We start from the raw sequence: 11,903 nt of genomic DNA, 5'->3' as shown, positions 1-11,903 counted from the left end.
TCGTGGTAATAATTTCATGGACAATTGTTTAAGTACTTTCAGCAAATCTTAATGAGATTATGAAGGTTGTCAGTACGCAACGGTCTCAGGTTCTTGCCGGCCGGCTCGCAACTGCATTGAATATTCCGGTAATTGATACCAGATGGCAGAAATTTCCTGATGGAGAGATCTATGTGCGTGCAGAGCAGCCCGCAGAGAAAGTGATTATATGTGGAAGCATTCTTACTAGTGATGATCTGGTCGAGCTGCTTCTGTTAAAAGATATTTATTCCGGGTCCGACATTTCACTCATCATTCCTTATATGGGATATGCCAGACAGGACAAGCAATTCAATTCTGGTGAACCCCTCTCTGCACGAGCGATAGCTCACATCCTTGGAATTGGTGTATCACGAGTCTATACGGTAAATATCCATGAAAAATCAGTATTGAATTATTTCCATACTGAAGCAACTGATGTCTCTCTTTCCACTCCGGCAGCAGCGTATATTGATACGTTATCGCTTGAAAATCCACTCATCTTAAGTCCTGATGAGGGAGCGCTTCATCTTGGACAGGATGTTGCTTCTCATGGGAATTGGGATTGTGATTATCTCCAGAAGACCCGTATATCCGGGGAACAGGTCAGGATAGAACCTAAGTCAGTGCCGGTAGCAGGGCGTGATGTGGTCATTCTTGATGATATTATCTCGACCGGAGGAACTCAGGCAACCGCTGCAATGATGCTGTATGAACAGGGAGCTCGGTCGATTCATACCGTAGGAATTCACGGTGTTCTGGCTTCTGGTGCCTATACGCGACTCATCAGTGCTGGAATTGCTTCAATCTCCTGCAGTGATACGGTTGAACGAGCCTGTAGTACCTATTCAGCAGCAAAGGTACTGGCAGAATATCTCTGATTTTTGGTTTACCTGATGACAAACGATTCTCTTCCGGCATTGATATTGGATACATCCGCATTTTTTATTTCCATCCCTGTTACCGGAAAGATAATGACTGTTCCACGGGTTATCGCCGAACTAAAGGATCTTAAGGGGAAAGCAAGACTTGAAGTATTACTCTCACAAGGACTGATCATATCAGAGCCGGATCAGAAATCTCTCATGACTGTTCGGAATGCCGCCACGAAATCCGGAGATGGATATGTCTTATCTGAAACAGATACTGATCTTCTTGCTCTTGCTTTCGAGGTCCATGGAGTAATTTGTACAGATGATTTTGCTCTCCAGAATACCGCACAATATCTGAATATCGATGTCCATCCCATGATGCAGAAGAAGCCAGAAATGCGGATATGGAAACTTCGGTGCTCGGGGTGTGGGAAGTATTATGATGTCATGCCTGCTGACTCTATCTGTCCGATATGTGGTTTGCAGGTAAGACGAAAAAATAAATAGATTGACGAAAATGTCTGTTCAGATGTCTACCCTGGATGAGTTGATACAAAAAGCACGGCACCTGCGGAGTGAAGGTCACAGCCCCGGGCAGATTGCTGATGAATTGTCCCTCTCTATGGAGACCGTGACCTGGCTTCTGACTCAGGAGAAAGGAGCGGCTACCCCGAAAGATGTACATATAGATTGGACTGCCGTATCCGGCGAATCTCAGCTTTTGGTGGAGAGTGCCCAGATGCTCCTCTCACGGCTTCATCTGAAAAACCCTGAAGGACCCGTTCCCCAGGTGTATGTGGGAATAGCCATATCCGGAATTCCGCTAGCAACCCTGATGGCAGTAACAGAGGGTGTACGAATTGGTATTTATCATCCTGCCAAACATGCCGGAGGAGATGAACCAATCGGATCCATGAGCGGTAATTTTGACATTCATGCCGGAGAGAGAATAGTAGTGGTGGATGATGTTATCACCTCCGGCAAAACCTTGCAGGAAGTAATTAACTATATCAAAAGGCATGGTGCGGTTCCTGTAGCATGTTGTGTTCTCTTTGATAAGCGCGGCATTCGAGACATTGACGGCGTTCCGGTTTACAGTCTGTTTAAGGTCTCCCGAATAGACTAACCGGTTTCATTATGAGACACGAACTCACAATTTTTATATAGAACTTTAAATCCACCTGTATTGAAACGGAGGATATTCTATGCTTGCTCAACAACCGGTAATCATTCTGAAACAGAATGTCGAGCGTACACAGGGATATGAAGCCCAGCGCTCCAATATAGCAGCAGCAAAAGCACTTGCTGAGGCGGTTCGGTCCACCTTAGGTCCACGTGGAATGGATAAGATGCTCATTGATGGGACCGGAGATGTCACCATCACCAATGATGGTATTACGATTCTTGATGAGATCTCTGTCCAGCATCCTGGGGCAAAGATGGTCATTGAAGTCTCTAGAACCCAGGACGAAGAGGTGGGAGACGGGACGACCACTGCTGTCATTCTTGTAGGCTCACTTATGGAACAGGCAGAGTCCCTGCTTAACAAGAAGATCCATCCAACCGTCATCTGCCGTGGATACCGGATGGGAATGCTGAAGGCTCTTGAAATTCTGCAGTCAATGGCATCTAAGACTGACGCATACAATAAGGACGTCATGAAGAAGATTGTTCAGACTGCAATTACCGGCAAATCAATTGAGGACGTCAAGGATAAAATTAGTGATATCTCTGTTGAAGCGGTAATGAAAGTTGCCACCAAGGATGGAAACAAGGTAACGGTGAATGAGGATGATGTTAAGATCAAAAAGCACACCGGCGGAACCATGGATGATGCAGAACTTATCATGGGCTGCGTTATTGACAAGACCCGCGTTAACCAGGAGATGCCAAAACGCGTAATCAATGCAAAGGTTGCAATTGTTCAGAAGGAGCTTGAGATCAAAAAGACAGAGGTCAAATCAAAGATCAAGATCTCAAGCACTGAGCAGGTCGAAGCATTTGCAGAACAGGAGCGGAGTGCATTAAAGGAGATGGCAGATGCTGTGGCAAAAACCGGAGCAAATGTTCTCCTCTGCCAGAAAGGAATTGCAGATGCTGCCCAGTTCTACCTTGCAAAAGCAGGAATTCTTGCCATTGAAGATGTTCCGGAAGCAGATCTGAAATTTGCAGCCCGCTCACTTGGCGCAACAATTGTTACAAAAGCTGAAGACCTGAAAAAGAGTGACCTTGGTGTTGCAGAGAAGGCAGAGCAACTTGATGACGCAGATATGGTAGTCATAACTGGTGCAAAGAACCCAAAGACTGTGACTATTCTTCTTCGTGGTTCTACCTATTACCTGGTTGATGAACTAGAACGTGCTGTTGTCGATGCAACCCGGGTAGTCATGGATGCAATGGAAGACGGACTGTTTGTGCCAGGTGGAGGAGCAGTTGAGAGTGAACTTACCGTCCGCCTTCGTGACTATGCTGTTAATGTCGGTGGACGTGAGCAGATCGCCATCGAAGCATATGCAGATGCATTCGCTGCTATACCAATCACCCTTGCGGAAAATTCCGGTTATAATCCAATCGATAAACTGGTAGAGTTAAAGAAGGCACATGCAGAAGGGAAGAAGAACTTCGGACTGAATGTGTACACTGGTAAACTGGTGGATATGCAGAAAGAAGGAGTTATTGAACCAATCAGATGCAAGAGGCAGGCAATACAGAGCTCAGAAGAAGCTGTAGAGATGCTGCTTCGGGTTGATGATATGATGGTATCCCAGTCTGGTAAAGGCGGAAAGCCAGAACCAATGGAATAATCTTTTTTATTCTTCCAGATAATATCCGGTTTCGGGAAGTCTGTTCAGCTGTCTTTTTTGCTTCTTTTGTTCGAGTACATCAAACCCTTTGATCATAAAATTAATCTTTGCAGCCTCTTTTTCCAGCCGCTGATCATCCTCTTCCAGTTTCTTTAATACGTTTTCAAGCATTTCAATTACTTCAGGAGAGGTTCTGGAACGAGAACCTTTCAGAATTTCAAAAACATCCTCAAGATACATTCCTGAAGCTTTTGAAATAGAAACGGCAGAAAAACCCCGAAGACGTGCAAGTAAATCAGGAGGAAAGGGAACCGACCAGGAAATTTTTTCACCATTCTGCTTATCATCATGTGATCGAAATAGCCCCATGTACATCCACCATCATATTATTGCAGTGAATATTCTGCCTGATACATTATGAGACTACTATATCCAAAAAGATTATCTCTTTTATGCATGGACATATGTCCTTTACAGAATAGTAGTGTCCGACCCTCAGGATGGCAGGGGTGATCGACCGGGCCGGACTGGTATCGGTGATACCAATAGTTCTGGAACATATTTCTCTATAAGAGTAGTGATCTGCCGGGCAAAATCGCCGGGCAAAGTCTAGGTAAGGTGGTAAAAAAATGGGACTTCATGATTCCATAGTGACATAGGATATCTTTTTGATGACGATATTATTATCAAACGGAAATGATAACATGTTAAAGCATCTGTGCCGAGGTAGTCTAGTCCGGGAAGGCGGTGGTCTCGAAAACCACTGGTGGTAACACCTCGGGAGTTCAAATCTCCCCTTCGGCGTTCATTTTTAAGATAATAATTTTTATATATAAAAACTCATATGGTTATATCACGATGGGTTGGGCATATGAAATTATGTATTAAATCAGGAGTAGTCGGGGTAATTCTGTTATCTTTGATCCTGTGCATTGGTACATCCACTGGAGACTTCCCTCCAATTAGTGTGCAGAATGCGCATACAACCATTACAGCAGATTTTACTGCTGATAAGCAAGAAGGAAATGTTCCTTTTACGGTCTCCTTTACCGATCTCTCTACTGGAATACGCGACCACTATGAATGGTCATTTGGTGATGGTGAGAGTTCATCAGAACAAAATCCGGTTCATACGTATTTTTCACCCGGTGTATATTCGGTTTCGTTGACTGTTTCAGGAACTGCCGGTTCAGATAAAAAGACAAGAATTGGATATATTTCGGTTTCAGAACCTGATTCAGAATCAGTCTCATCGTCTGAGCCGGTTCTTACAGAGCGCACCTTAGATACCAAGTCTTCTATTGTCGTTCAGAACGGAGAGATCACGGAGCCTGAAGATCTGGTGACTGTTCTGAATGTGCCAGAACCAGTATCAGAACATACTGTACCTGCAACTCCTGCACCCGTTCCTGCAGTATCATCGATCCATGCTGATTTTTCAGTGGCTGATGCGGTTGGTCTTTCGCCTCTGAAGGTCAGTTTCACTGATCTATCAACAGGACTGGTATCTTCCTGGTTATGGGACTTTGGTGATGGGACCACATCTGCAGCAAAATCTCCAATACATATTTACCAGACAGATGGAACGTATGATGTCTCATTACACATTGAAGGTGATGGAAGTACTGATACAATTACAAAAACCGGAATTATTCAGGTAATCACTCCGGTGGTGTCATCATTTACTGCTGAACCAACTGAAGGAACCACTCCTCTGCAGGTCAAGTTTAACGAACAGACTTCCGGAACTATAGTCTCGAGGGAATGGTCATTTGGAGATGGATTATTTTCAGAACTTGAAAACCCAACCCATGTATATGAAAAACCTGGAACATATGAAGTATCTCTCAAAGTGACCGGTACCCATAATGATGATATTCTGACCAGACCATCATATATTATAGTTCACCCTGATCTTCCGCCACCGACCCTGGCCCCAACAACTCCCACTCCGGTACCTGTTTCTTCTTTTTCTCCTGTTCCTGAACCAGTACTGCCAACTCCTATAACTGATAATATCCCAGTTCTTACTGAATCAGTTCCTTCTCCTGCTCCTGAAGATACGCGTAACCCAATATCTGTTGAGTCCGAACAAGTACTTCCAGAACCTGAAGAAATTGTCTTACCAACTGATACCATCAACCAAATTTCAAAATCATCTGAAGATACTGAAGTTACAGGAGAAAGCATTGAACCAATTACAACAGCCGCAATACATGAGACATCTGAACCTGTTGCTTCCGTATCTGAACCTTCTGTGAACTTTGTATGTACACCTGCGTCAGGCGATGTTCCACTTTCGGTTCAATTTACCGACACATCAACCGGAGAGTATGAAACAAGATACTGGGACTTTGGCGATGGTTCAAACTCTACTGAACCGGCTCCTACTCATATATTTGACAAACCCGGGGATTACCCGGTAAGCCTTACTCTGCATTATGCCGGCTCTGAAGAAGGAATTGTAAAAACTTCGGTTATATCTGTACTTTCACCTCCAAAAGCTCCGGTTGCAGATTTCTCTATAAGCAGCACAGAAGGGACTGCTCCCTTTGCCATAGTATGTACTGATCAGTCTGAAGGTGAAATCAATGAATGGATCTGGGATTTTGGCGATGGTAAGGTAATCAGAGGTAAAAATCCCACTCATACCTATATTTTGCCCGGCCAGTATTCCATTACGCTGACCGTCAGGGGACCTGGCGGGAAAGATGAATTGCGTGAAAATTCAGTTATTACCGTGCTAGAAGCCCCTCCAGTTCTCAAAGCAAAATTCTCTGCTGATCCGGTTCAGGGACATGTTCCCCTGGATGTATCATTCCATGATGAGTCAACGGGTATAATTACTGCATGGGACTGGGACTTTGGTGATGGAATTTCATCAACCGAACAAAACCCTGCCCACGTGTATACCAACCCTGGAACATATCATGTAAAACTTGGTGTAACTGGTCCGGATGGTACAGATGTTCTTGTAAAAGAGAATTTAATCATTGCTGAAAAATCTATTGAACCAGTCCATGCTTCTTTCTCTGCCCTTCCAATTTCAGGAGATGCGCCACTTACCGTTGCATTTACTGATAAAACAACCGGTGATGTCGAAAACCTGACCTGGATATTTGGGGATGGGTTTACTTCCAATGAAAAGAATCCTGAGCATACCTATACAAAACCTGGTATCTACACCGTTCTTCTGAATGCGGACGGACCGGGTGGGAATGACAGTGTGGAAAGGACAGACCTGATATCTGTTCTGGGATCTGCACTATCCCCTGAATTAATCATCAATGCTGAACCTGCGAAAGGAACTGCTCCTCTCACAGTCACATTTGGAAAATCGGATGTCGGCAATGTGATGAGTTCGCAATGGAGTTTTGGAGACGGTAATACCTCCAATGAACCATCGCCTGTACATACCTATGCAATGCCTGGTGTCTATACTGTGAGTCTCACAATTCAGGATTTCCAGGGACAATCCCGTACTATTACCAAGAATGAATTTGTGAATGTTACAATGCCAATCCCGCCACCGGTTGCGAATTTCTCAAGTAACGGCACAGAAGGCTATGCCCCGTATTCAGTCAGGTTCACCGATCAGTCACTCGGTGAGATTACTGAATGGATCTGGGACTTTGGTGATGGATCGTCTGCAAAAACACAAGATGCTGTTCATACCTACAATGCCACCGGTTCATACCTTGTTTCACTCAATGTCAAAGGACCTGGTGGAGAGAACCGATATTCTGCTCCCCGGCCGGTTTTGGTTAAGGAACCAGTTCCTGTAATTCCTGAATCGAAAGCTGACAATATTTCACCGATTCAAACAAGAGGTGAGGAGCCTTTTATTATTTCTAATGAGTCGAATCAATCGAATCAATCACTAATAGTTGTCCCGGTTATTTCTGAACCAATGGTTGTTCCAAATCGTACTAGTCTGAATGTTCCTCCTAATGAGTCTTCAGATAATCAGAGTGCACGTATCAATGGAACAGAAAAAATAGAGCCGGATATACTGATCCCGATAAATAAGACAGAAACCCTTACTAATGTATCGAAATATGAGGTAGGCAGAGGTACTGATACGAAAGAAAGATCTGAAATACTAATTCCAGAAATTATAGTATCAGAGAAGACAGGTCCCGCACCTCTTACCGTTGATTTTAGTTCATCATGGGTAAAGGAAAATGGAACCTATCTCTGGAAATTCGGGGATGGAATGACCTCGAATGAATCAGAAGTTACTCATACCTATACAAAACCAGGGATCTATTCTGTTCACCTGACTCGCGAATTTGAAGGAAATACACAGGAGATAATCAATACCAATCTTATCAATGTGACAGAATCCATATCAATCCCAATTGCATCATTCTCTGCTGACCCGGTATCAGGCCCGGCACCATTGCATGTTACATTTAGAAGTGAATCTACCGGTACAATATCTGATTGGATTTGGAACTTTGGAGATTCATCAAATGGAACTGGTGAGACGGTTAGCCATACCTACACCCATCCAGGTATCTATACCGTCGGTGTTCAGGTTCATGGTCCTGATGGCTCCTCGACAGAAGTAAGAGAAGATTATATTACAGTAGGTACCTCTCTTACTCCACCACAAGCACGATTCAGAACTGATAAAAGAACCGGATATGCACCATTAACGGTCCGGTTTACTGACCAGTCACTGGGAAAGGTATCTGACTGGAAATGGGACTTTGGAGATGGAGAGATCTCCACTGAAAGAAACCCGACTCATGAATTCAATAAGACCGGTGTCTATTCAGTATCATTGACAGTTTCCGGACCGTCCGGAACAAATCAGGTCAGCAGAAAGGGATATATTGTAGTTTCACCTGAACCTGAACCCCTTGTTGCTGGTTTTAGTCTGAAACCATCAGAAGGAATAGCTCCCCTCTCTGTACAGTGCACCGATGAATCTACAGGAAGTATAAATCGGTACCTCTGGGAGTTTGGAGATGGAGCGGTTTCGGAATTCAGACATCCATCTCACCGGTATACCGCACCTGGTTCATATATTGTCAAGCTCACGGTGTATGGACCGTCAGGAATCAGTTCAGCTGATCAAGTCGTGACAGTGGGACCGACCTATTCAAAATCTGACCGGATAAATCCATCCATATTCTCTTCAGACATTAGCAAGAAAAAGAATCAATCTGATATGAATGATTTAGATTTATCGGAGACATCCAAACCAATAGCTGATTTTGCTATCAACAAAAAGAGCGGAAAAACTCCTCTGTCCATCACCTGTGAAGACCGTTCTTCAGGAACGATTGAATCATGGTCATGGAACTTTGGTGATGGCAGTAATTCTATTGAACAGAATCCGGTTCATTCATATATCAAGCCAGGAACATACACCATATCTCTGACTGTAAAGGGTCCGTATGGTGTTTCAACGAAAAAGTTGCGTGATGCAATTCAGGTATTTGATTAAATCCATTTTTTCCATCTGAAAATCGCTGCCATACTGGTTGTAATGAGGATCATTATACCAAAAATGATTATAGGTCCGGCAGGGTGATCAATACCCGGAAGATATGAGAAATTCATTCCATAGACTCCGGTAAGAAAGGTCAGTGGGATAAAGATAACTGCAATTACAGTCAAAACACGGACTATCTCATTGGTACGGTTTGATACTGAGGAGAGATATATTTCCATGATTCCTTCAGCCATTTCTCGGTGAATATCAAGATCTTCAGAAATTTTTATCACATGATCATATACATCTCTCATGAATATCCTGGTAGAATCTGTCAGGAAATCAGAATCGGATCGTTCCAGGTGCATGATAACATCCCGAAGTGACCAGACCTGTCTCTTGAATTTTATGAGTGTATGTCGAAATGACTGAATTTCTATGATGATATCCGAATTTGGATCATGAACGACCCGTTCTTCTAGTTTTTCTGACAAATCCTCGATTCTTTCGAGACCAAAAAAATAGGTATCGACAACGGAGTCGATAATTGAATACATCAGGTAATCGACGTCATGTGTTCTGAATTTTCCATTTGGAAGAGAAATGCGGGTTTTAATATTCTCAAAAGGGTTGCTGGTTTCTGATATTGATATTAGCAGTTTTTCTTTCGTAATGATGTTTATCTTCCGTGATTGCAGTTCTGTACCATTACTGAGAATAATATCAAGAATTATAAAAAGTGTATCACCAAAATCTTCAACCTTCGCCCTTCCCTTGGTATTAAAGACATCTTCAGCAATTAATGGATGAAGGATTGCATCGGACAAGATCTGATTTATTTTATCAATATCTTTCAGTCCTGAAATGTGAACCCAACAGATCCCATATCCGGATCGAATTTCCGAAATGTCAGATGCTTGTATCTCTGGAAAAATATTAAATCCATCAGCAGAATATATCAGAGCAGAAACTTTGGTAACTTCCGGTTCATGTTTCCCTATGTAAATCGGGATACCTGGCGGGAGACCAGTCTTTATTGAAACATGGTCCTCATATGGCACCTTCTGTACTGGTTGCATCTATGTATCAAAAATGGAGATTATGAGGGTTTATGTTTTTCCGGGAAGAGTTCTTCAAAGGGTTTTTCATCTTCATGACGGATTTTTATGCCGCTTATCGTCCCGGTTTTTCTCCCTATGTAATAGATGAGCATGGGAACAGCCACTGCCGGGACAGAAAGATAGAGGGAGCCTCTTAGATCCTCATTGAATGCAAGGATGACCAGGGCAAATATCTCAAGAATAACACCGATCATTAAGGGGAACCATGGAGATAATGGAGCTGGGGCTTTGATATCCTGCTTTGAATAGCCTCGTTCGTAAACACGCCTTCTGAATACCACTTGAGAATAACAGATAGATATCCAGCAGATAGCACCGGTAAATGCTGATACTGATAAGAGCCAGAGATACAGTTCACCCTCACCATTGGAGAACCACCACATGCTCAGAACTGCCCAGCACATGAGAAGAGTAAAGAGTGTGGCATACATTGGCGTGCATTGTTTGTTTAGTCTCGAAAAAATTTTCGGTGCCATCCCTTCCAGTGAGAGACCATACAGTGCTCTTACCGATCCATAAAATCCTGAATTTGCACAGGAAAAAGCTGCGGTTAGAACTATGAATGATAAAATTCCTGCAACTTCTGTAAATCCGTATTTGGAAAGAGCGAGAGAGAATACACTATCTGACAATCCCGCTTCCGAATATGGCAGGATCATGACAAGCAGTAAGATGGGGATGATATCAACACGTAGAATCCGGTATACAACCTGCCGACATGCCTTTGGGACAATCCTGTCCGGGTTTTGCGTTTCTGCAGCGGCGAGTCCGACAATCTCTGAACCCTGAAAGTTGACAAGAATGAGAGCAAGGTTACTGATGAGGATAAAGACTCCGGCTGGGAAGATGTCCGTAAAGGGATCACTATTCGGTGGGAAAAGCACACTCAATCCGATCGGGCCTCCGGATCCTATAAAGCCAAGAATGATAAGGGCTGCAACTATGCAAAAGACTCCGTTATGAATGATTTTTATAAGCGAGAGCGTACTCTCAACAAATCCAAATCCTCCTACATGAATAATATTCAGAAGGGTAATCATGGTAAGAAATATAACGGCCCATGCAACTATGGGAAGCTGAGGGGCAAAAACATGCATGATTATTCCCCCTGCCACAGCCTCAGATGGAATATAGGCACACCAGTTAAACCAATAACTCCAACCAGTTCCGACAGCCCATGTTGGCGAGATGAATTCTGCCGAATGACTTATAAAATTACCCTGTCTGGGGACATTTACCAGAAGTTCGGCAAATGACTGCATCACGGTCCAGATAACAAGACCTCCTATAGCATACAAAAGGATAACACTAGGTCCCATTTCCGCAATAAGATAGCCTGAACCCAGGTAGTAGATTGAACCAATGATCCCTCCGATAGCAATCAGACTTGCCATCCAGGGACGGATTCCCCGTTGAAGTCGTAATGATTTTGCTCTTCCTGCAAGAGGCACGGGATTATCGACCGGCGTATGTTCACATAAACAGCCGGTATTTTCATCACAGGTAGTCACTAATGAAGCCCCCTCCTATTAATCATGCGTAAACAACTCCATTTTATTAATTTCCCCTCCATATCGTTCCTCGATTTTAAATACTCTGACAATAGTGCTTCCAAACTTCAGCATCTCAATAAAAAATAGTT

General features: G+C 43.4%; 8 protein-coding genes and 1 tRNA gene. 6 read left to right on the top strand and 3 right to left on the bottom strand.

Annotated features, from left to right (window positions below; genetic code table 11):
• Positions 1 to 59 precede the first annotated feature (59 nt).
• The 4 genes from MHUN_RS05095 (at position 60) to thsA (ending at position 3,694) form a co-directional block, all read left to right on the top strand.
• Positions 60 to 899 carry a ribose-phosphate diphosphokinase gene (locus tag MHUN_RS05095; RefSeq protein ID WP_011448004.1) on the top strand — a complete coding sequence of 280 codons (840 nt, stop codon included), beginning with the start codon at positions 60 to 62 and terminating at the stop codon, positions 897 to 899.
• A 15-nt stretch (positions 900 to 914) separates the two neighbouring features.
• Positions 915 to 1,397, top strand: a complete 483-nt coding sequence (locus tag MHUN_RS05090; protein ID WP_011448003.1) for an NOB1 family endonuclease — start codon at positions 915 to 917, stop codon at positions 1,395 to 1,397.
• 22 nt (positions 1,398 to 1,419) lie between these two features.
• The gene (locus MHUN_RS05085) at positions 1,420 to 2,016 is read left to right on the top strand and encodes an orotate phosphoribosyltransferase-like protein (RefSeq protein ID WP_048067800.1); all 597 of its coding nucleotides are present in this window, start codon (positions 1,420 to 1,422) and stop codon (positions 2,014 to 2,016) included.
• A gap of 79 nt (positions 2,017 to 2,095) precedes the next feature.
• Entirely contained in the window at positions 2,096 to 3,694 is a 1,599-nt protein-coding gene (thsA, locus tag MHUN_RS05080; protein WP_011448001.1) for a thermosome subunit alpha, read from the top strand.
• Positions 3,695 to 3,700: 6 nt separating this feature from the next.
• On the opposite strand, the gene MHUN_RS05075 is transcribed toward thsA, so the two are convergent.
• Positions 3,701 to 4,063 (bottom strand): hypothetical protein, encoded by a 363-nt coding sequence (locus MHUN_RS05075; RefSeq protein WP_011448000.1) that lies wholly within the window; start codon positions 4,061 to 4,063, stop codon positions 3,701 to 3,703.
• A gap of 351 nt (positions 4,064 to 4,414) precedes the next feature.
• On the opposite strand from MHUN_RS05075, the gene MHUN_RS05070 reads away from it, so the two are divergent.
• Together MHUN_RS05070 and MHUN_RS19715 are read left to right on the top strand one after the other, a co-directional pair.
• Positions 4,415 to 4,498, top strand: a tRNA-Ser gene (locus MHUN_RS05070).
• Between the two features lie 67 nt (positions 4,499 to 4,565).
• Complete coding sequence (locus MHUN_RS19715) at positions 4,566 to 9,152, top strand: PKD domain-containing protein (RefSeq protein ID WP_011447999.1); 4,587 nt, start codon at positions 4,566 to 4,568, stop codon at positions 9,150 to 9,152.
• Here MHUN_RS19715 and corA read toward each other — a convergent pair.
• Both corA and MHUN_RS05055 read right to left on the bottom strand, forming a co-directional pair.
• Positions 9,149 to 10,201 (bottom strand): magnesium/cobalt transporter CorA, encoded by a 1,053-nt coding sequence (gene corA / locus MHUN_RS05060; RefSeq protein ID WP_158498165.1) that lies wholly within the window; start codon positions 10,199 to 10,201, stop codon positions 9,149 to 9,151. The two genes, MHUN_RS19715 and corA, sit on opposite strands and share 4 nt — an antisense overlap.
• Before the next feature lie 38 nt (positions 10,202 to 10,239).
• A complete protein-coding gene (locus MHUN_RS05055) occupies positions 10,240 to 11,772 on the bottom strand; it encodes an amino acid permease (protein ID WP_011447997.1) in 1,533 nt (510 codons plus the stop codon).
• Positions 11,773 to 11,903 lie beyond the last annotated feature (131 nt).

Origin of the sequence: Methanospirillum hungatei JF-1 (genome assembly GCF_000013445.1) — an archaeon.
Taxonomy (GTDB): Archaea; Halobacteriota; Methanomicrobia; order Methanomicrobiales; family Methanospirillaceae; genus Methanospirillum; species Methanospirillum hungatei.
This window is presented reverse-complemented; position numbering and strand designations above follow the sequence as displayed.

Excerpts from the sequence above, each read along its gene's own strand:
- MHUN_RS05075 (WP_011448000.1), bottom strand. The coding sequence starts at position 4,063 with ATGGGGCTATTTCGATCACATGATGATAAGCAGAATGGTGAAAAAATT.
- MHUN_RS19715 (WP_011447999.1), top strand. The coding sequence starts at position 4,566 with ATGAAATTATGTATTAAATCAGGAGTAGTCGGGGTAATTCTGTTATCT.
- MHUN_RS05085 (WP_048067800.1), top strand. The coding sequence starts at position 1,420 with ATGTCTACCCTGGATGAGTTGATACAAAAAGCACGGCACCTGCGGAGT.
- MHUN_RS05090 (WP_011448003.1), top strand. The coding sequence starts at position 915 with ATGACAAACGATTCTCTTCCGGCATTGATATTGGATACATCCGCATTT.
- MHUN_RS05095 (WP_011448004.1), top strand. The coding sequence starts at position 60 with ATGAAGGTTGTCAGTACGCAACGGTCTCAGGTTCTTGCCGGCCGGCTC.
- thsA (WP_011448001.1), top strand. The coding sequence starts at position 2,096 with ATGCTTGCTCAACAACCGGTAATCATTCTGAAACAGAATGTCGAGCGT.